Below are 21,366 nucleotides of genomic sequence, written 5' to 3' on the forward strand. Positions count from 1 at the left end.
GCGCTGGCGATGCTGCCTGCATCGGCCTGGGCGAAGCTGGAACTGCCCTTGCTGTTCGCCGACGGCGCGGTGCTGCAGCGCGATGTGCCGATGCGCGTGTGGGGCTGGGCCACGCCCGGCGCGCGCATCCAGGTACGCCTGGACGGCGCCGCGGCGAGCGCCGTCGCCGCCGGCGACGGGCGCTGGCAGGCGCAGCTGCCGACGCATGCGGCCGGCGGCCCGTACGTGCTGGAAGTAGAGGGCGACGGTGCGCGGCGCCGCATCGGCGACGTGCTGGTCGGCGACGTGTGGCTGGCCAGCGGCCAGTCCAACATGGAGTGGCCGCTGGCGCAGGCGCGCGACGGTGCGCGCGAAGTGGCCGCGGCCGCCGATCCGCAACTGCGCCATTTCAAGATCCCCAAGTCGTGGTCGGCGCAGCCGGAACGGCAACTGGCCGGCGGCGAGTGGAAAGCCGCCACGCCGGACAACGCCGGCGCGTTCTCCGCGGTGGGCTATTTCTTCGCGCGCGAACTGCGCCAGCGCACCGGCGTGCCGATCGGCATCGTCGACAGCAGTTGGGGCGGCAGCGCGATCGAGGCGTGGATGGACGCATCCGCACTGGGCATGGATGCGACGCAGACCGCACGCAGCGTCGCCGAAATGAAGGCCAGGGATGCGCGCACCCTGGCCGCGGTGCGGCAGCGCATCGCGCGCTGGCCGGCGGTGCAGGACGGCGCCGAGGCGTGGCGCGCGGCCGACCTCGACGACAGCGACTGGGACCGCATCCCGGTCGACCGCAACTGGGAAGCCAGCGGCTACGACGGCATGGACGGCATCGCCTGGTACCGCACCTCGTTCACCCTCAGCGCCGCCGAAGCCAAGGCCGGCGTCACCCTGGGCGTCGGCCAGATCGACGATTCGGATGTCACCTACGTCAACGGCCAGCCGGTCGGGCAGACCGAAAAGCAATGGAACCTGCCGCGCGTGTATCGCGTGCCGGCGACGGCGCTGCAGGCCGGCGTCAACCATGTCGCGGTGCGGGTCACCGACCTCAGCGGCGGCGGCGGCCTGCACGGCGACGACGCCGAGCGCTTCGTGCAGGCGGGCGAGGGCGACCGGCGCCCGCTGCAGGGCTGGACATTCCGTCCGGCCAAGGTGGTGGTGGCGTTGGACGACAGCCGCAACCAGCAGCCGACGCTGCTGTACAACCGCATGATCCATCCGCTGCAGCCGTTCCCGCTCAAGGGGGTGATCTGGTACCAGGGCGAGAGCAACGCCAACGCGGGCGGCGCGCTGCGCTACCGCGAGCAGTTCGCGGCGATGATCCGGCACTGGCGCACCGAACGCGGACAGCCGCAGCTGCCGTTCCTGTGGGTGCAGCTGGCCAATTTCCGCGCTGGCGCCGACAAGGGCGATCTCAGTCCGTGGGCGCTGCTGCGCGAGTCGCAGTCCAAGACCCTGGCGCTGCCGGCGACCGCGCAGGCGGTGACCATCGACATCGGCGAGCCGGGCGACATCCATCCGACCAACAAGCAGGACGTCGGCCATCGCCTGGCGCTGGTCGCGCGCCACGTCGCCTACGGCGAAGCGCTGGTCTACAGCGCGCCGACGCTGCAACGCGCCGAATTCGATGGGCGCACGGCGAGGCTGCGGTTCGATCCGATGGGCAGCGCGCTGGCGGTGCGTGGCGGCGGCCCGCTGCGCGGCTTCAGCGTCGCCGGCGCAGATCGCCGCTTCCATCCGGCGCAGGCGCGCATCGACGGCGACCGCGTGCTGGTCGAGAGCGCCGAGGTGGCGCAGCCGCAGGCAGTGCGCTACGCCTGGAGCGAGAACCCGGCCGAGGCCAACCTGGTCAATCGCGAACAATTGCCTGTTTCCCCTTTCCGAACCGACACCTGGTGACACGGAGTGCTGACCGCATGAAATCCCCCGTTCCGCGCACTCGCGCAGCCGCCCCGCGCTGGCGTCCGCTGCTGGCCTGCGCGCTGTCGCTGGCGCTGGCCGCATGCCAGTCCGACCAACCCGCGCCGCCCGCCGCCGCCGATGCCGCCGGCGCGCCCGCGGCCAGGTCCGGCGCCGCGCCGGCACCTGCGCCTGCGCCGGCCCAACAGGCGCCGATCCCGCAGTTCGTCAGCAAGGACGGCAAGCACACGTTGCTGGTCGACGGCGCGCCGTTCCTGATCCTTGGCGCGCAGGTCAACAATTCCAGCAACTACCCGGCGGCGCTGGAACAGGTATGGCCGGCGATGCAGTTCCTCGGTCCCAACACCGTGCAGGTGCCGATCGCCTGGGAGCAGGTGGAGCCGGAGGAGGGCAAATTCGACTTTTCCTTCGTCGACACGCTGCTGGCGCAGGCGCGCGAGCGCAAGGTGCGGCTGGTGCTGCTGTGGTTCGGCACCTGGAAGAACAACGGCCCGGCCTACACGCCGCACTGGGTCAAGACCGACAACGCGCGCTTCCCGCGCGTGGTTACCCGCGACGGCAAGCACATCGGCTCGCTGTCGCCGCTGGCGCCGGCCACGCTGGAGGCCGACCGCAAGGCCTTCGTCGCCTTCATGAAGCATCTCAAGCAGGCCGACCCGCAGCGCACCGTGATCATGGTGCAGCCGGAGAACGAGCCCGGCACCTACGGCAGCGTGCGCGACTTCTCGCCGCTGGCGCAGCAGGCCTTCGACGGTCCGGTGCCCGAGGCGCTGCTGCAGAAACTGGGCAAGCAGCCGGGCACCTGGGCGCAGGTGTTCGGCGCCGATGCCGACGAGTTCTTCCATGCCTGGCACATCGGCCGCTTCATCGACCAGGTGGCCGCGGCCGGCAAGGCCGAGTACCCGCTGCCGATGTACGTCAACGCGGCGCTGCGCGGTCCGTTCAATCCCGGCCAGCCGGGCCAGTACGCCAGCGGCGGCCCCACCGACAACGTGCTCGACGTCTGGAAGGCGGCCGCGCCGCACATCGACCTGCTGGCCCCGGACATCTACATGCCCGAGTACCGCATGTACACCACGGTGCTGGAACGCTACGCGCGCCCGGACAACGCGCTGTTCGTGGCCGAGACCGGCAACCGCCCGGAGTACGCGCGCTACCTGTACCCGACGCTGGGCCACGACGGCATCGGCTGGTCCACCTTCGGCATCGACTACAGCGGGTATTCCAACTGGCCGTTGGGCGCCAAGACCGTGGACGAGCCGACCATGGCGCCGTTCGCGCTGGGCTTCAAGTCGGTGAGCCTGGGCATGCGCCCGTTCGCCAAGGCCGCCTCGCAGGGCAAGCTGCACGGCACCGCCGAGGAGCCGGGCCAGCCGGTGCAGGAGCTGCGGCTCAACGAGCGCTGGAGCGCGACCATCACCTACGGCGTGCCGCAGTTCTGGTTCAAGGGCACGCCGCCCGGCAACCCCGAGCCGAGCGGTGCGGCGCTGATCGCCGAGCTGGGCCCGGACGAATTCCTGGTCACCGGCTACCACGTGCGGGTGACCCTGCATCCGGCCAGCGAGGCCACCGCCAACATGGTCTACGACCGCGTCGAGGAAGGCTTCTACGATGGCGAACAGTGGCGGTTCCAGCGCAACTGGAACGGCGACCAGACCGACTACGGGGTCAATTTCTCCGACAGGCCGCAATTGCTGAAGATCACGCTGGCCACCTACTGACACCTCGGCGCCGCCAGCGTGCGGCACCGTCATCCGCTACAGAGGGAGTGAACATGCACAACTCGAACCGTCCCGTCCGCCTGGCGCTGAAGCCGCTGCCGCGCCTGCTGGCCCTGTCGCTGGCGGTGCTCGCCGCCGGCGCCCACGCGCAGGAAGTGAAGAAGGACGCCGACGGCGTCACCGTGCGTCCCAGCGCCAAGGGCGCCGCGCCGGTGCGCCTGCAGGTGGTGGACAGCGGCATCATCCGCGTCAGCGCCGATCCGGACGGCGACTTCAAGCGCACCCCGAGCCTGATGCGGGTGCCGGTGCAGGGCGATACCGCGTTCCAGCTGGACGAGCAGGGCGGCACGGTGCGGGTCAAGACCGCCAAGGTCACCGCGCAGGTATCCACCGTCGACGGCCACGTCAGCTTCGCCGATGCCAGCGGCAAGCCGCTGCTGGCGGAAGTGGCCGGCGGGCGCAGCTTCGCGCCGCTGAAGGTGGAGGGCAAGTCCTACCTGAGCACGCGCCAGCGCTTCGCCTCGCCCGACGACGAGGCCTTCTACGGCTTCGGCCAGCACCAGCAGGGCTGGATGAACCAGAAAGGCCGCAATGTCGAGCTGCTGCAGAGCAATATCGACCTGGCGGTGCCGTACCTGGTGTCCAGCCGCAACTACGGCATCCTGTGGGACAACAATTCGATCACCCGCATGGGCGACCCGCGCGGTCTGCAGCCGCTGCCGGCGTCGCTGAAGCTGTACGACGCCAAGGGCAAGCCGGGCGCGCTGACCGCGCGCTATTCGGTCAACGGCAAGCAGGTGCTGGAGCGCCGCGAAAAAGAGCTCAACTACCAGTACCTGAAGGACCTGGGCAAGTTCCCGAAGAAGGCCAAGCCCAGCGACAAGAGCCGCATGCAGGTCACCTGGGAAGGCGAGATCGAAGCCAGGAGCGGCGGCGAGCACAGCTTCTCGCTGTACGCCAGCGAGTACGCCAAGCTGTATGTGGACGGCAAGCTGGTGGTCGACCGCTGGCGCCAGAACTGGAACCCGTGGCACAACGAATTCACCCTCGCGCTGCAGCCGGGCCAGCGCCACAAGGTCAAGGTCGAATGGGACCTGATCGACCCCAGCTACATCGCGCTGCTGCACCGCGACCCGTTGCCAGCGGCCGAAGCCAAGGACCTGTCGCTGTGGTCCGAGGCCGGGCAGATGATCGACTACTACTTCGTCGCCGGCGCCGACGCCGACCAGGTCATCGCCGGCTACCGCGAACTGACCGGCAAGGCGGTGCTGCTGCCGAAGTGGGCCTACGGTTTCTGGCAGAGCCGCGAGCGCTACAAGAGCCAGGACGAACTGGTCGGCGCGCTGGCCGAGTACCGCAAGCGCAAGCTGCCGATCGACAACATTGTGCTCGACTGGTCGTACTGGCCGGAGAACGCGTGGGGTTCGCACGACTTCGACAAGACCCATTTCCCGGACCCGGACGGCATGGTCAAGTCGGTGCACGACATGCACGCGCAGATCATGATCTCGATCTGGCCCAAGTTCTATCCGACCACCGCCAACTACAAGGAACTCGACGCCGCCGGGCACATGTACAAGCGCAACGTCGAGGTTGGCGAGCTGGACTGGATCGGCAAGGGCTACAAGAACTCGTTCTACGACCCGTATTCGGCCGACGCGCAGGCGATCTACTGGCGGCAGATCAACGACAAGCTCAACAGCAAGGGCTTCGACGCGTGGTGGATGGACGCCGACGAGCCGGACGTGCACTCCAACCTGGACATCGGCGAGCGCAAGGCGCGCACCACGCCGACCGCGCTGGGCCCGTCCACCGAGTTCTTCAATTCCTACCCGTTGCCGCACACCCATGGCGTCTATGAGGGCGACCGCGCCGCCGACGGCAAGCGCGTGTTCATCCTCTCGCGCAAGGGCTATGCCGGCACCCAGCGCAACGCGGTGGCGGTGTGGAGCGGCGACATCGTCTCGCGCTGGGACGACATGCGCGACCAGATCTCCGCCGGCGTCAACGTCTCCATGTCGGGCCTGCCGAACTGGACCTTCGACATCGGCGGCTTCGCGGTGGAGAAGCGCTACGAGGACCAGGAGCCGGCGCACCAGGCGGAATGGCGCGAACTCAACACGCGCTGGTTCCAGTTCGGCGCGTTCGTGCCGCTGTTCCGCTCGCACGGCCAGTTCCCGTTCCGCGAGATCTGGAACATCGCCCCGGAAGGCACCCCGTACTACGCGAGCATGGCGTACTACAGCCGCCTGCGCTATGCGTTGCTGCCGTACATCTACACGCTGGCCGGCGACACCTACCATCGCGACGGCAGCATGATGCGCGGCCTGCCGATGGATTTCCCCAACGATCCCAAGGTCGCCGACATCAACGACCAGTACCTGTTCGGGCCGGCGTTCCTGGTCGCGCCGGTGACCCGTTTCGGCGCCACCTCGCGCCAGGTCTACCTGCCGGCCGGTACCTCGTGGATCGACTTCAACAGCGGCAAGCGCTACGAAGGCGGCCAGCGCATCGATGCCGCCGCGCCGCTGCAGCGCATGCCGCTGTTCGTGCGCGCCGGTTCCATCGTGCCCACCACCACCGTGCAGCAATACGTGGACGAAGTGCCGAACGCGCCGCTGACCGTGGTCGTCTACACCGGCGCCGACGGCCAGTTCTCGCTGTACGAGGACGACGGCAAGGGCTATGGCTACGAGAAGGGCGAGTTCAGCCGCATTCCGCTGAGCTGGAACCAGGCCAAGGGCGTACTGACCATCGGCGCACGCCAGGGCAACTGGCCGGGCATGCAGGCCAAGCGCACCATCAACGTGCGCTTCGTCGACGGCGTGCGCGAGGAGACCGGTGCGCTGGAGCCCAAGGCCGACGCCAGCGTGCAGTACAGCGGCAAGAGCCTGAGCGTGGCGCGCAAGGCGGCGAAGGGCGCCAAGCGCAAGGGCAAGGCGAAGTGATGCCCGCGGCGTACGCCCATCCGCGCGGGGAGGCAGGATGAGCATCGCGCTGACCCGCCGCGAACTGTGCAAGGCGATCGGCGCCGGCCTGGTGACCGGGCTGTCCGTGCCGGTCGCGGCCGGCGCGTCCCCGGCCGCCGAGCGCACACCGTCGGCGGCCGGGGACGCGGCCGCGACTGCGGCAGCGCCTGCGGATCCTGCCGCGCTGACCCTGTGGTACCCGCGCCCGGCCACGCAGTGGGTGGAGGCGCTGCCGGTCGGCAACGGCCGGCTCGGTGCGATGGTGTGGGGCGGCATCGCCCACGAACGCCTGCAGTTGAACGAAGACACGCTGTATGCGGGCCAGCCCTACGACGCGACTTCGCCGGAGGCGTTGGCGGCGCTGCCGCAAGTGCGTGCGTTGATCTTCGCCGGCCGCTACGCCGAGGCCGAGGCATTGGCCGACGCGAAGATGCTGTCGCGCCCGCGCAAGCAGATGCCGTACCAGCCGCTGGCCGATTTGCTGCTCGACTACGACCGTGCCGACGGCATCGACGGCTATCGGCGCGAACTGGACCTGGACACGGCGTTGGCCAGCACCCGCTTCGCCTCCGGCGGCGCCACCCACCTGCGCGAGGTGTTCGTCTCGTCGACCGAACAGTGCATCGTGGTGCGGCTGTCCTGCGACAAACCCGGCCGCATCTCGCTGCGCATCGGCATCGACAGTCCGCAGGCGGGCGAGGTCAGCGACGAGCAGGGCGCGCTGCTGTACGCCGGGCGCAACGCCGGATTCGCCGGCATCGAGGGCGGGCTGCGCTTTGCGTTGCGCGTGCTGCCGCAGGCCACTGGCGGCCAGACCCGCATCGAACGCGGGCGGATCCGCATCGAAGGCGCCGACGAGGTGGTGCTGCTGCTGACCGCGGCCACCAGCTACCGCCGCTACGACGACGTCGGCGGCGATCCGCTCGCGCTCAGCGCCGCGCAGCTGCGCAAGGCGGCCGCATTGCCCTACGCGCAATTGCTGGAACGGCACCTGGCCGCGCACCGGCGGCTGTTCCGCCGGGTCGCGATCGACCTGGGCAGCAGCGACGCCGCACAGCTGCCCACCGACGAACGCGTGCAGCGCTTCGCCGAGGGCAACGATCCGGCGCTGGCCGCGCTCTACCACCAGTACGGCCGCTACCTGTTGATCAGCAGCTCGCGGCCGGGCAGCCAGCCGGCCAACCTGCAGGGCATCTGGAACGACCTGATGCAGCCGCCGTGGGAGAGCAAGTACACGATCAACATCAATACGCAGATGAACTACTGGCCCAGCGAAGCCAACGCCTTGCACGAATGCGTGGAGCCGCTGGAATCCATGTTGTTCGATCTGGCAGAAACCGGTGCCCGCACCGCGCGGGCGATGTACGCCGCGCCGGGCTGGGTGGTGCACAACAACACCGACCTGTGGCGCCAGGCCGGACCGATCGACGGCGTGAAGTGGAGCCTGTGGCCAATGGGCGGGGTGTGGCTGCTGCAGCAGCTGTGGGACCGCTGGGACTACGGCCGCGACCGCGCCTACCTGCGACGCATCTATCCGCTGTTCAAGGGCGCGGCCGAGTTCTTCGTCGCCACCCTGGTGCGCGATCCGCACACCGGCGCGATGGTGACCAACCCGTCGCTGTCGCCGGAGAACCAGCATCCGTTCGGTGCCGCACTGTGCGCCGGACCGGCGATGGACGCGCAATTGTTGCGCGATCTTTTTGCGCAGTGCATCAAAATGGGCCAGCTGCTGGGCGTGGATGCGGCCTTCGGCGCGCGCCTGGCCGAACTGCGCGCGCAGCTGCCGCCGGACCGGATCGGCCGCGCCGGGCAACTGCAGGAATGGCAGCAGGACTGGGACATGCAGGCCCCGGAAATCCACCATCGCCACGTCTCGCACCTGTATGCGCTGCATCCCTCCAGCCAGATCAATCTGCGCGACACCCCGGAGTTGGCCGCCGCGGCGCGGCGCTCTTTGCAGATCCGCGGTGATAGCGCTACCGGCTGGGGCATCGGTTGGCGCCTGAACCTGTGGGCGCGGTTGCACGACGGCGAGCACGCGCATCGTATTCTGGCGATGCTGCTGTCGCCCGAGCGCACCTACCCGAATCTGTTCGACGCGCATCCGCCGTTCCAGATCGACGGCAACTTCGGCGGCACCGCCGGCATCACCGAAATGCTGCTGCAGAGTTGGGGCGACAGCATCTGGCTGTTGCCGGCGCTGCCGCAGGCTTGGCCGCGCGGCGAGGTGCGCGGATTGCGCGTGCGCGGCGCGGCCGGCGTCGATCTGGCGTGGCGCGATGGCCGCCTGCAGCATGCGCGGCTGAGCAGCGACCGCGGCGGGCACTACACTCTGGTCTACGGCGGGCAGACCCTGACCGCCGACCTTTCCCCTGGAGCGACGATGGAACTGGGTTTGCGCAACGATCGGCTGGTGCGGCAATGAGTCTGTACATCGGCCTGGACGTCGGCACGCAGAGCGTCAAGCTGCTGGCCTACGATGCGGACAGCCGCCGCGTGGTCGCCACGCACGGCCACGCGCTGGAACTGATCAGCCGCGACGACGGCACCCGCGAGCAGCAGGCGCAGTGGTGGATCGACGGCATCGTCGCCTGCTTCGCCGCGCTGAGCGCCGAGCAGCGCGCGCAGGTGCGCGCGATTTCGGTGTCCGGCCAGCAGCACGGCTTCGTGCCGGTGGATGCACAAGGACAGGTGACCGCGCCGGTCAAGCTGTGGTGCGACACCAGCACCCAGCGCGAGTGCGAGGAGATCATGCAGGCCGCCGGCGGCGAACAGCGCTGCGTGGAACTGGCCGGCAACCCGATCCTGGCCGGCTACACCGCCTCCAAGCTGCCGTGGACGCGCAAGCACCGCAGCGAGGCCTACGCCAGCATGACCTCGGTGCTGCTGCCGCACGATTACGTCAATTTCTGGCTGACCGGCGAGCGCTACACCGAGTTCGGTGACGCCTCCGGCAGCGGCTGGCTGGACGTGCGCACCCGGCAATGGTCGGCGCCGCTGCTGCAGGCGATCGATCCGCAGCGCGACCTGGCCGCAGCGCTGCCGCCGCTGGTGCCGACCGAGACCACCTTCGCCCTGTCCGCCGCGGCGGCGCAGACCCTGGGACTGCCGCCCGAGGTGCGCGTGGCCACCGGCGGCGGCGACAACATGATGGCCGCGATCGGCACCGGCAACGTGGTGCCCGGGCGGCTGACGATGAGCCTGGGTACCTCCGGCACGCTGTTCGCGTACGCCGACCGGCCGGTGGTCGACGATGCCGCGCGCTGGGCTGCGTTCTGCTCGTCCAGCGGCGGCTGGCTGCCGCTGATCTGCACGATGAACTGCACCGTGGCCACCGAGACCATCTCGCGCCTGTTCGGGATCAAGACCGGGCAGGGCGAGGCCTTGCTCGACGCCACCGCGCCCGGCGCCGGCGGGCTGGTGCTGCTGCCGTTCTTCAACGGCGAGCGCACCCCGAACCTGCCGGCCGCGCGTGGCTGCATGACCGGCATGGACCTGCACAACACCACCCCGGCGCATTTCTACCGTGCGGCGATGGAAGGCGCGACCTACAGCCTGCGCAACGGCTATGACGCCTTCGTCGATGCCGGGCTGGCGTTCGACTCGATCTATGTCACCGGCGGCGGCAGCAAGAGTGCAGGGTGGCGGCAACTCATCGCCGACCTGTTCGGCTTGCCGGTGCACGTGCCGGCGCAGGCCGAGGGCGCCGCATTCGGCGCCGCGCTGCAGGCGCTGTGGGCCGACGGCCACGCGCAGGGCGACCGCGCCAGCCTGGCCGAGGTGGTGCTGCAGCACCAGCAGGACGAGGCCGCGCTGTCCGCGCAGCCGGATCCGCAACGCGGCGCGCAGTACCAGGCGCACTACCAGACCTTCCTGAAACACTTGCACGCCATTGGCCCGCTCTACGCCGGCTGACCCACACTTTCCCCCGCAAACGCACACCAGGATTTCGTCATGAGCAACTCCGTCTACATCGGCGCCAAGGAATACTTCCCGGGCATCGGCCGCATCGCGTTCGAAGGCAAGGCCTCGGACAACCCGCTGGCGTTCAAGGTCTACGACGCGGCCAAGCGCATCGGCGACAAGACCATGGCCGAGCACCTGCGCTTCGCGGTGGCGTACTGGCACAGCTTCTGCGGCAACGGCGCCGATCCGTTCGGGCCGGGCACGCGCGCCTATCCGTGGGACGCCGGCAGCGATGCGCTGGGCCGCGCCGAGGCCAAGGCCGATGCGGCGTTCGAGTTCTTCACCAAGCTCGGCGTGCCGTACTACTGCTTCCACGACATCGACCTGGCGCCGGACGCCGACGACGTCGGCCAGTACGAGAAGAATCTGCAGCACATGGTCGGCATTGCCAAGCAGCGCCAGGCCGACACCGGCATCAAGCTGCTGTGGGGCACGGCCAACCTGTTCTCGCACCCGCGCTACATGAACGGTGCTTCGACCAACCCGGACTTCAACGTGGTCGCGCGCGCGGCGGTGCAGGTCAAGGCCGCGCTCGACGCCACGGTGGAGCTGGGCGGGGAGAACTACGTGTTCTGGGGCGGCCGCGAAGGCTATGCCAGCCTGCACAACACGCAGATGAAGCGCGAGCAGGACAACATGGCGCGCTTCCTCACCATCGCGCGCGACTACGGCCGCAGCATCGGCTTCACCGGCAATTTCCTGATCGAGCCCAAGCCGATGGAGCCGATGAAGCACCAGTACGATTTCGACAGCGCCACGGTGATCGGCTTCCTGCGCCAGCACGGGCTGGACCAGGACTTCAAGCTCAACATCGAGGCCAACCACGCCACGCTGTCGGGCCACAGCTTCGAGCATGACCTGCAGGTGGCGTCCGATGCGGGCCTGCTGGGCAGCATCGACGCCAACCGCGGCAATCCGCAGAACGGCTGGGACACCGACCAGTTCCCGACCGACCTGTACGACACGGTGGGGGCGATGCTGGTGGTGCTGCGGCAGGGCGGGCTGGCGCCGGGCGGGCTGAACTTCGACGCCAAGGTGCGGCGCGAGTCGTCCGATCCGCAGGACCTGTTCCTGGCGCACATCGGCGGCATGGACGCGTTCGCGCGCGGGCTGGAGGTTGCGCATGCGCTGCTGACGTCCTCGCCGCTGGAGCAGTGGCGCGCCGAGCGCTACAGCAGCTTCGACAGCGGCGCCGGCGCGGCGTTCGCGGCCGGCAGCAGCACCCTGGCGGACCTGGCGGCGCACGCGGCCAAGGCCGGCGCGCCCAAGCAGGCCAGCGGCCGCCAGGAAGCCTACGAGAACCTGATCAACCAGTACCTGATCCGCTGATGCGCGACGGCCGGCGGTCGCGTGACCGCCGGCCGTGCCGTCTCTTCCCGCGATGGCCGTTCTCCTTTCTGCACGACACCAGGTGACTCAATGTCCAGCGTATCCCTAGACCGCCACGCCGATGGCGCAGGCGAGAACACGCGTCTCATCATCCTCATCAGTTGCGTCGCCACCATCGGCGGGTTCCTGTTCGGCTTCGACAGCGGCGTGATCAACGGCACCGTCGACGGCCTCAAGCAGACCTTCCATTCCAGCGCCGCCGGCACCGGCTTCGAGGTCGCCTCGATGCTGCTGGGCTGCGCGTTCGGCGCGTTCTTCGCCGGCTGGCTGGCCGACCGGCTCGGCCGCCGCGCGGTGCTGATCATCTCCGCGGTGCTGTTCCTGCTGTCGGCGATCGGCGCCGGCGCCGCGCACAGCTCCCTGTTCTTCGTCTTCGCCCGGGTCATGGGCGGCTTCGCGGTCGGCGCGGCCAGCGTGATGTCGCCGGCGTACATCGCCGAGGTCGCCCCGGCGCGCTATCGCGGTCGGCTGGCCACGGTGCAGCAGATCGCCATCATCAGCGGCCTGTTCACCGCGTTCCTGAGCAACTACCTGCTGGTCAAGCTGGCCAGCGCCTCGACCGAGCCGCTGTGGCTGGGCCAGGCCGCGTGGCGCTGGATGTTCTGGATGCAGGCGTTCCCCTCGCTGGTGTTCCTGCTGCTGTTGCTGGCGATCCCGGAGAGCCCGCGCTACCTGGTGGTCAAGGGCCGCCGCGACGCCGCGCTGGTGGTGTTGACCAAGCTTTACGGCCCGCGCGAAGCGCAGGCCAAGCTGACCGAGATCTCCGCCTCGCTGGCGGCCGACCAGCACAAGCCGAAGCTGTCGGACCTGGTCAGCAAGGTCACCGGCAAGGTGCGTCCGATCGTGTGGATCGGCATCGGCCTGGCCACCTTCCAGCAGCTGGTCGGCATCAACGTGGTGTTCTACTACGGCGCGGTGCTGTGGCAGGCGGTGGGCTTCTCCGAAAGCGACTCGCTGCTGATCAACGTGCTGTCCGGCGCGCTGAGCATCGGCGCCTGCCTGATTACGGTGATGCTGATCGACAAGATCGGGCGCAAACCGCTGCTGTGGGTCGGCTCGGCCGGCATGGCGGTGTCGCTGGCGCTGGTCACGCTGGCCTTCGCCAGCGCCTCGCTGGACGAAGCCGGCAAGCTGGCGATGTCGCCGGGCATGGGCCGGCTGGCGCTGATCGCGGCCAACGTCTACGTGATCTTCTTCAACATGTCCTGGGGCCCGGTGATGTGGGTGATGCTGGGCGAGATGTTCCCCAACCAGATCCGCGGCTCCGGCCTGGCGGTGGCGGGCGCGGCGCAGTGGACCTCGAACTTCGCCATCACCGTGTCGTTCCCGATTCTGCTCGGCAGCATCGGCCTGGCTGGCGCCTACGGCATCTACACCGTGGCCGCGTTCATCTCGGTGTTCTTCGTGCTCAAGTATGTGTACGAGACCAAGGGTCGCGAGCTGGAGCAGATGCAGGGCTGAGTCCGCGCCGGCGCGGCCCAGGCCGCGCCGGTGCCGGGCGAAACGGCCGCCGGTGGGGCGGATCGCGGCCACGGCCGGTTTCGCAGCGCGGTGCCTCGTCTAGTGAGGGGGCGCCGCATCGGCCGGCCGCACAACGCAAAAGCCCCGCGGATGCGGGGCTTTTGTGGTTTTCACTGCAGGCGAGGCGGCGATGGTGCTCCCTAGGGGGCTCGAACCCCTGTTTTAGCCTTGAGAGGGCCACGTCCTAACCATTAGACGAAGGGAGCAGGTTGGTCGCATCGATTGCAGGGCGCTAGTATATGGGGCTAGCCGCCCGCCGGCAATCCCGCAACTCGATACGGAAGCGCCATCATCAACCCGCCAGTTCCTGTGCCGTTCACTCTGCAGCTGATCCCGCGCGATCAGCACAACGTCTCGCGCAAGGACATCAGTCCCAATGCGCTGCGCGTGCTGTACCGGCTGCGCGAAGCCGGCTTCGGCGCGTACCTGGTCGGCGGCGCGGTCCGCGACCTGCTGGTCGAGCTGCAGCCCAAGGACTTCGACGTCGCCACCGACGCCACCCCCGAACAGGTCAAGCAGCTGTTCCGCAACTGCCGCCTGATCGGCCGCCGCTTCCGCCTGGCGCACGTGGTCTACGGCCGCGAGATCATCGAGGTGGCCACGTTCCGCGCCAACGTCGATGACGGCAGCGGCGACCGCGAGCTCGACAACGGTCGCCTGGTCCGCGACAACGTCTACGGCAGCATCGAGGACGACGCGGTGCGCCGCGACTTCACCTGCAACGCGCTGTACTACGCGATCGAGGATTTCTCGGTGCGCGACTACACCGGCGGCTTCGCCGACGTGCAGGCGCGGCTGATGCGCATGATCGGCGACCCCGAGCAGCGCTACCGCGAAGACCCGGTGCGCATGCTGCGCGCGGTGCGCCTGGCCGCCAAGCTGGATTTCGAGATCGAGCCGACCACCGCCGAACCGATCCCGCGCCTGGCCGGGCTGCTGGCCGAAGCGGCGCCGGCACGGCTGTTCGAGGAAGTGCTGAAGCTGTTCCTGTCCGGCGACGGCGTGGCCAGCTTCGAAGGCCTGGAGCGCTACGGCCTGCTCGCCGCGCTGTTCCCGGAGAGCGCGGCGGCGCTCGCCTCCAACCGCAGCGGCGCGCTGCGGCGGATGCTGATCGAGGGCCTGCGCAACACCGATGCGCGGGTGGCCAACGACGAGCCGGTGTCGCCGGCGTTCCTGTTCGCGCTGCTGCTGTGGCCGGCCTACTGCCGCGCGCTGATGGCGCTGCAGAAGCAGGGCATGCAGCTGGAGGAGGCGCAGCGCCGCGCCGCCGACCGGGTGACCCTGCACCAGCTGAGCACGGTCGCGCTGCCGCGGCGGTTCTCGCTGCCGATGCAGGAGATCTGGTTGCTGCAGTCGCGCTTCACCTCGCGCCAGCGCAAGCGGGTGGTGCGGACCTTGTCGCACCCGCGCTTCCGCGCCGCGTTCGACTTCCTGATCCTGCGCCAGTCGGCCTCGGCCGAGCACGAGGCCGACATCGCCTACTGGCGCGAACTGCAGCAGCAGCCCGGCTATGCGCCGCCGCCGCGCGGCTTCGACCCGGAGATCGACTACGTCGGCGACGAGGTGGCGATGGCCCCGGCCGACAGCGAGGAAACCCCCAAGCGCCGCCGGCGCCGGCGCCGGCGTCCGGATGCCGCCGCCCCGGCCGAGTGAACGAGCCGCTTTCCGCCGCGCCGGTGCAGGCCTGCATCGGCCTGGGCGGCAACCTCGGCGATGCGGCCGCGACCCTGCGCGCGGCCATCGCCGCGCTGGACACGCTGCCGCACACCCGCCTGCTGCGCGCCTCGCAGCTGTACCGCAGCCCGGCCTGGGGCAATGAAGCGCAGCCGGACTTCATCAACGCCGCCGCCGTGCTGAGCACCGCGCTGTCGGCGCCCGAACTGCTGCAGGCGCTGCTGGCGCTGGAAGGCCGCCACGGCCGCCAGCGCACGGCCGGCGAGCGCTGGGGGCCGCGCACCCTGGACCTGGACCTGCTGCTGTACGCCGAGGCGGTGATCGACCTGCCCGGGCTGCAGGTGCCGCATCCCTACCTGCACCAGCGCGGTTTCGTGCTGCTGCCGTTGGCCGAGATCGCGGCCGACGCCATGGTCCCCGGCCATGGAACGGTGCGTGACATACGCGACCGCATCGAAACCGACGGGATCGTGGCAATCGGTAGATAATGCCCGGCTTATCACCGCACCGCATGAGCTTATGAGCAGCCACGCCGACAGCAAGCCCTGGACCGTCCCCGCCCTGGCCGAGGCCAAGCGCCGCGGGCAGAAACTGGTGATGCTGACCGCCTACGACGCCGGGTTCGCGCGCGCGTTCGACGCCAACGGGGTGGACCTGATCCTGATCGGCGATTCGCTGGGCATGGTGGTGCAGGGCCACGACTCGACCCTGCCGGTGACCGTGGACGACATCGTTTACCACACCGCCGCGGTGGCGCGGGTGCTGCAGCGTGCGCTGCTGGTGGCCGACCTGCCGTTCCAGTCCGACGCCACCCCCGAGCGCGCGCTGGACGCGTCCACCCGGTTGCTGCAGGCCGGCGCGGAGATGGTCAAGCTGGAGGGCGCCGGGCACAAGCTGGAGGTGATCCGCTTCCTCAGCGAGCGCGACATCCCGGTGTGTTCGCACCTGGGCCTGACCCCGCAGTCGGTGCTGACCTTCGGCGGCTACAAGATCCAGGGCCGCGAGGAGACCGCTGCGGCCAAGCTGCTGGCCGATGCCAAGGCGGTGGCCGCGGCCGGCGCCGCGCTGCTGGTGCTCGAGTGCGTGCCGTCGCCGCTGGCCGCGCGGATCACCGCCGCGATCGGCATCCCCACCATCGGCATCGGCGCCGGTCCCGACTGCGACGGCCAGGTGCTGGTGCTGCACGACTTCCTGGGCCTGGACAGCGGCCACCGGCGGCCACGCTTCGTCAAGGATTTCCTGGCCGAAGGCGGCTCCATCGCCGGCGCCGTGCGCGCCTACGCCGACGCCGTGCGCGCCGGCACCTTCCCCGACGCCGAACACGCCTACGCCAAATGATCGAGACCATCACCGACCTGGCCCGGCTGCGCGCCGTCGTTTCCGGCTGGAAGCGGCAGGGCCTGCGCGTGGCCTTCGTGCCGACCATGGGCAACCTGCATGCCGGGCATTTCTCGCTGGTGATGCTGGCCCGGCAGTACGCCGACCGGGTGGTGTCCAGCGTGTTCGTCAACCCGACCCAGTTCGGGCCGAACGAGGACTTCACCCGCTACCCGCGCACTCCCGAAGCCGATACCAGCGGCCTGGAGGACGCCGGCTGCGACGCGCTGTGGCTGCCGACGGTGGAGAGCATGTACCCGCTAGGCGTGGAACTGGCGTTGCGCATGCACACGCCCGGAGTCAGCGAAGTGCTGGAGGGCGCCTGCCGGCCCGGCCATTTCGATGGCGTCTGCACCGTGGTCGCGCGCCTGTTCAACCAGGTGCAGCCGGATCTGGCCGCGTTTGGCAAGAAGGACTACCAGCAGCTGGCGGTGATCCGGCAGATGGTCGCCGACCTGGCGTTCCCGATCGAGATCCTGGGCGGCAGCATCGTGCGCGAGGCCGACGGCCTGGCGATGAGCTCGCGCAACCAGTACCTGTCGGCCGAGGAACGGCCGCGCGCGGCGCAGATCCGCCAGACCCTGCTGGCGATGCGCGACGGCCATCTGGCCGGGACCCCGCGCGCCGAGATCGAGGCGGCGGCGACCAGGCAGTTGCAGGACGCGGGCTTCGACGTCGACTACACCGTGCTGCGCCTGCCCGACCTGAGCGAACCGCACGACCAGGAAGGCCCGCGCGTGGCCTTGATCGCCGCGCGCCTGGGGCGCACCCGGTTGATCGACAATCTCGAGTTCTGAGCGCGGCAGCGCGTAGTGGCTGCCGTGGCGTCGTCGGCAATGTGCCGAATGCGGTCGAGGTTGGCGGATCGCCTGTTGGCTTCGCGCGTCGCGACTGAAGTCGCTCCCACAGGGGTTGCTGTGAGCCGGCCGGGTGCACTGTAGGAGGGGCTTCAGCCCCGACTGCGTCCGAAGCCGTCGCGCCTGCCGTTTCGTTCGTCGCGGCTGAAGCCGCTCCTACAGGGACTTGCGGCGAGCCGGCTGGGTGCACTGTGGGAGGGGCTTCAGCCCCGACGTTTTCCGAAGCTGTCAGCCCACCGCTTGGCGATGCCATCCGCAATCGAAGGATCCGCCGCTCGACCGGCCGCGCTTGGCGTCGTTCGCAGCGCGCATTGCCGCATCGAGCAGCCAAATCATGTCCCGCGGCCGGCATGCCGGGACGCGCAGCGGACAACGCCGCGCAGCTGCCGCCAAGCCCTGCTGCCACTGCCGCTTAACCCCCCGGCTGCTAAACTGCGCGCCTTTCCCCACCGCAGCACCGCAAGCATGCAACTGAGCCTGTTGAAGACCAAGATCCACCGTGCCACCGTCACCCATTCGGAGCTCAACTACGAAGGGTCGATCGCCATCGACGGGCTGCTGCTGGACGCCACCGGCATCCGCGAGTTCGAGCAGGTGCACATCTGGGACGTCACCAACGGCGCGCGCTTCAGCACCTACGCGATCCGCGCCGACGAAGGCAGCGGCGTCGTCTCGCTCAACGGCGGTGCCGCGCGCCACGTGCAGGTCGGCGACCTGATCATCATCGCCGCCTTCGCCGGCATGAGCGAAGAGGAAGCCGCGCGCTTCCAGCCGACCCTGGTCTACGTGGACGGCGCCAACAAGATCACCCACACCAACCACAGCATCCCGAAGCAGGCCGCATGACACAGTCCAACGGTTTCGACGCACTGCATTCCCACGCCCAGCGCCTGCGCGGGGCGCGCCTTCCCGAACTGCTGGCCGCCGAGCCGGGCCGGGTCGACGACCTGGCGCTGCAGGTCGGGCCGTTGTACTTCAATTTCGCGCGGCAGAAATACGACCGCGCCGCGCTCGACGCGCTGCTCGCGCTGGCCGCCGAACACGACGTGGCCGGCGCGTTCCAGCGCCTGTTCCGCGGCGAGACGGTCAACGTCACCGAAGGCCGCGCCGCGCTGCATACCGCGCTGCGCGGCGAGCTCAGCGGCGCACCGGTCGCGGCCGACGCCAACGCCAGCGCGCGCGACGTGCAGCAGCGCATGCGCGCGCTGATCGACGCGCTGGCGCAGACCGAGGTCACCGACATCGTCAGCGTTGGCATCGGCGGTTCCGACCTGGGCCCGCGCCTGGTCGCCGACGCGCTGCGTCCGTTCGAGGGCGCGCGTTTCCGCGTGCACTTCGTCTCCAACGTCGACGGCGCGGCGATGCAGCGCACGCTGGCCACGCTGGATCCGGCGCGCACCGCCGGCGTGCTGATCTCCAAGACCTTCGGCACCCAGGAAACCCTGCTCAACGGCCAGATCCTGCGCGACTGGCTCGGCGGCAGCGAGCGCCTGTACGCGGTCAGCGCCAATCCCGAGCGCGCCGCCAAGGCCTTCGACATCGCCGCCAGCCGCGTGCTGCCGATGTGGGACTGGGTCGGCGGACGCTATTCGCTGTGGTCGGCGGTGGGCTTCCCGATCGCGCTGGCGATCGGCGCCGACGGCTTCGAACAATTGCTGGCCGGCGCGGCGCAGTTCGACCAACACGCGCTGACCGCGCCACTGGAGCGCAACGTGGCGGTGCTGCACGCGCTGACCACGCTGTGGAACCGCAACGTGCTCGGCTACGCCACGCAGGCGGTGATGACCTACGACCAGCGCCTGGCGCTGCTGCCGGCCTACCTGCAGCAACTGGTGATGGAGAGCCTGGGCAAGCGCGTGCAGCTGGACGGCACGCCGGTGCAGGCCGATACCGTGCCGGTGTGGTGGGGCGGCGCCGGTACTGACGTGCAGCACAGCTTTTTCCAGGCGCTGCACCAGGGCACCAGCATCGTGCCGGCCGACTTCATCGGCTGCATCCGCAACGACGACCCGTACACCGTCAACCACCAGGCGCTGCTGGCCAACCTGCTGGCGCAGACCGAGGCGCTGGCGAACGGGCAGGGCAGCGACGACCCGCACCGCGACTATCCGGGCGGCCGCCCGAGCACGCTGATCCTGCTCGACGCGCTGACCCCGCAGGCGCTGGGCGCGCTGATCGCGATGTACGAGCACAGCGTCTACGTGCAGTCGGTGATCTGGGGCATCAACGCCTTCGACCAGTTCGGCGTGGAACTGGGCAAGCAGCTGGCCAGCCAGCTGCTGCCGGCGTTGCAAGGCGAGGGCACCGAGGTCGCCGACCCGGTGACGCGCGCGGTGCTGGCGCGGTTGCGCGGCTGAGACGGATCGAAGCGACATCCCAAGCGGAGTTGCAAACGCCATGACGATCTTGTCGATGGCGTAAGTTGGGGTGCCGCCTTTATGATTGGCCTATCGCAGGGAAGTGGTATCGGGATCGGTCCGACGGGAGTGAATGGATGAACAAGCCAAAAGCTGTAGCGGTTGTCGCAATTCTGCTGGTAGGAACGCTGTCGGCGGCCTGCCAAAAGAAAGAGCCTGAACCAAAATCGGCGAGCACGGTCTCGCCGCTGAGCGTCGTCGAAGTCAGGCTCGGCACTGCGGAAAACGGCATGCCCAAGCCGCAGATGGCGGATGCGCCGATATTGGCGAACGTCAAGCTACAAGGCGCCGCGCGCGGACAAGTGCTGAGGGCGAAACTGCTCGACCTGCGCGATGGGCAGCAGGTGGGCGTGGCCGAGCGATCTATCGCCGAGTCTGCGCAGGTGCAGTCATTCCGCTTCGAGAATGCGCAAGGCTGGAAGCCCGGGCGCTACATGCTGGAAGTGACCTTGGATGGGAAACTCGCATCCCAGCAAGACGTGGATGTGGTGGGGGCAGAAACAAGCCCGGCGAATGCTGGTTCCTAGTCCGGCGGGTCACCGGTGCTGGAGAGGGCAGTCAGGAAGAGAACCAGCTTGTGCTTCTCTTCCGCCGTCAGGCTGATGGGTTTGTCGCGCGCGAGATTACGGTAATACACCTCGTGTTCCACCGCCGATGCCAGGTCCGCGATGCTGCCATCGTGCATGTAGGGAGCGGTGAGCGCTACCGTTCGTAACGAGGGCGTGCGAAAAGCACCTAGGTCTTGTGGCTCTTGGGTGATCGCGAATCGTCCAAGCTCGGCGAACTTGACGTCGGAAAGGATGGACTCTCCCAGTGTCTTCCCGTTCTTTTTCTGCTGCTCCAATGCGTCGAGCAGGGCGGAGACGTTGCCGGCGACCTGGTTGAAGCCAATGCCTGCATGGTGAAAGCGATTGTCGCTCGTCGTGGCAGGGGAAGTGCCGAGCTTATGGCAATCGGTGCAGCCTGCTTTTCCAGAGAATAGCTTCAGGCCCTCGACTTCGTCCTCGGTCATGTACGCCGACGGGCCTTCGGATGCAGCATATTTTTCGAAGCGAGTAGGTGGTGCTGGCAGCGATCGGATATATGCCGAGAGCGAGGCGGCGACTGTGTCCATGTCGAGTTCGCGGCCGGGAGACGCAGCTTTCACTAGCGGCGAATATTCCGCTTTCCGCGCGATCGTGGCCAGGACGGCGCGACCGTGTGACATTCCCATTTCCAATGGATTGGTCAGGGGCTGGACGACCGCTGCTTCCAGCGTTTCCGATCGTCCATCCCAGAAAAAGCGCGACATGAAGCGGCTGTCGAGCAGGCTCGGCGCATTGCGTGTGCCTTTACGGCCGCCGGTGCCTGTGGAAACCGATTCGCCGTCGGTATAGGCACGATCGGCCCTATGGCAACTGGCGCAACTGGTCCTGCCATCGGCACTCAGATCCGTATCGTTGAACAACGCCGCCCCAAGTGCGATTCGCGCGCGTTCGGAGTGCTCCTGGCGGGGGCTGCATCCGGTGGACAGCAACAAGACGGCCAGCAACAGGCACATCGATGTTGCCGAGTGATGACGGTGCGTCCCTGG

Annotated in this window: 15 protein-coding genes and 1 tRNA gene; 14 read left to right on the forward strand and 2 right to left on the reverse strand. The window is 69.0% G+C overall.

Translation table 11 applies throughout. The features are described 5' to 3' along the window. The first annotated feature begins 9 nt into the window (after positions 1-9). The 7 genes from VDQ83_RS06135 (at position 10) to VDQ83_RS06165 (ending at position 13,408) form a co-directional block, all read left to right on the forward strand. Positions 10-1,881 carry a sialate O-acetylesterase gene (locus VDQ83_RS06135; protein ID WP_455434291.1) on the forward strand — a complete coding sequence of 624 codons (1,872 nt, stop codon included), beginning with the start codon at positions 10-12 and terminating at the stop codon, positions 1,879-1,881. A gap of 17 nt (positions 1,882-1,898) precedes the next feature. Further along, complete coding sequence (locus tag VDQ83_RS06140; RefSeq protein ID WP_455434229.1) at positions 1,899-3,623, forward strand: DUF5597 domain-containing protein; 1,725 nt, start codon at positions 1,899-1,901, stop codon at positions 3,621-3,623. A gap of 53 nt (positions 3,624-3,676) precedes the next feature. Further along, a complete protein-coding gene (locus VDQ83_RS06145) occupies positions 3,677-6,571 on the forward strand; it encodes a TIM-barrel domain-containing protein (RefSeq protein ID WP_455434230.1) in 2,895 nt (964 codons plus the stop codon). A gap of 37 nt (positions 6,572-6,608) precedes the next feature. Continuing rightward, a complete protein-coding gene (locus VDQ83_RS06150) occupies positions 6,609-9,017 on the forward strand; it encodes a glycoside hydrolase family 95 protein (protein ID WP_455434231.1) in 2,409 nt (802 codons plus the stop codon). Continuing rightward, positions 9,014-10,507, forward strand: coding sequence for a xylulokinase (gene xylB / locus VDQ83_RS06155; RefSeq protein ID WP_455434232.1), 1,494 nt, complete (start codon positions 9,014-9,016; stop codon positions 10,505-10,507). Before VDQ83_RS06150 ends, xylB begins: the two co-directional genes overlap by 4 nt. Positions 10,508-10,546: 39 nt before the next feature. Beyond that, on the forward strand, positions 10,547-11,887 hold the full coding sequence (gene xylA / locus VDQ83_RS06160) for a xylose isomerase (protein ID WP_455434233.1): 1,341 nt from the start codon (positions 10,547-10,549) through the stop codon (positions 11,885-11,887). A gap of 90 nt (positions 11,888-11,977) precedes the next feature. After that, complete coding sequence (locus VDQ83_RS06165) at positions 11,978-13,408, forward strand: sugar porter family MFS transporter (protein WP_455434234.1); 1,431 nt, start codon at positions 11,978-11,980, stop codon at positions 13,406-13,408. A gap of 191 nt (positions 13,409-13,599) precedes the next feature. Here the strand turns inward: VDQ83_RS06165 and VDQ83_RS06170 are convergent. Then, positions 13,600-13,674 (reverse strand) — tRNA-Glu (locus VDQ83_RS06170). A gap of 103 nt (positions 13,675-13,777) precedes the next feature. Here VDQ83_RS06170 and pcnB point away from each other — a divergent pair. The 7 genes from pcnB to VDQ83_RS06205 all read left to right on the forward strand — a co-directional run bounded on the left by pcnB (position 13,778) and on the right by VDQ83_RS06205 (position 20,320). Then, on the forward strand, positions 13,778-15,121 hold the full coding sequence (gene pcnB, locus VDQ83_RS06175) for a polynucleotide adenylyltransferase PcnB (RefSeq protein WP_263398126.1): 1,344 nt from the start codon (positions 13,778-13,780) through the stop codon (positions 15,119-15,121). Beyond that, positions 15,118-15,630: a 2-amino-4-hydroxy-6-hydroxymethyldihydropteridine diphosphokinase gene (gene folK / locus VDQ83_RS06180; protein ID WP_455434235.1), complete on the forward strand. Its 513-nt coding sequence runs from the start codon at positions 15,118-15,120 to the stop codon at positions 15,628-15,630. The genes pcnB and folK overlap by 4 nt, the downstream gene beginning before the upstream one ends. A gap of 31 nt (positions 15,631-15,661) precedes the next feature. Beyond that, a complete protein-coding gene (gene panB, locus VDQ83_RS06185) occupies positions 15,662-16,480 on the forward strand; it encodes a 3-methyl-2-oxobutanoate hydroxymethyltransferase (protein ID WP_455434236.1) in 819 nt (272 codons plus the stop codon). Beyond that, a complete protein-coding gene (gene panC / locus VDQ83_RS06190) occupies positions 16,477-17,316 on the forward strand; it encodes a pantoate--beta-alanine ligase (RefSeq protein ID WP_455434237.1) in 840 nt (279 codons plus the stop codon). The genes panB and panC overlap by 4 nt, the downstream gene beginning before the upstream one ends. Before the next feature lie 525 nt (positions 17,317-17,841). Continuing rightward, entirely contained in the window at positions 17,842-18,222 is a 381-nt protein-coding gene (gene panD / locus VDQ83_RS06195) for an aspartate 1-decarboxylase (protein WP_455434238.1), read from the forward strand. Next, entirely contained in the window at positions 18,219-19,733 is a 1,515-nt protein-coding gene (gene pgi / locus VDQ83_RS06200; RefSeq protein WP_455434239.1) for a glucose-6-phosphate isomerase, read from the forward strand. Before panD ends, pgi begins: the two co-directional genes overlap by 4 nt. A gap of 137 nt (positions 19,734-19,870) precedes the next feature. After that, complete coding sequence (locus VDQ83_RS06205) at positions 19,871-20,320, forward strand: hypothetical protein (protein WP_455434240.1); 450 nt, start codon at positions 19,871-19,873, stop codon at positions 20,318-20,320. Here the strand turns inward: VDQ83_RS06205 and VDQ83_RS06210 are convergent. Continuing rightward, the gene (locus VDQ83_RS06210) at positions 20,317-21,333 is read right to left on the reverse strand and encodes a cytochrome-c peroxidase (RefSeq protein ID WP_455434241.1); all 1,017 of its coding nucleotides are present in this window, start codon (positions 21,331-21,333) and stop codon (positions 20,317-20,319) included. The genes VDQ83_RS06205 and VDQ83_RS06210 overlap by 4 nt on opposite strands. Positions 21,334-21,366: the final 33 nt, after the last annotated feature.

The sequence above is a fragment of the Xanthomonas sp. WHRI 7945 genome (assembly GCF_035026585.1).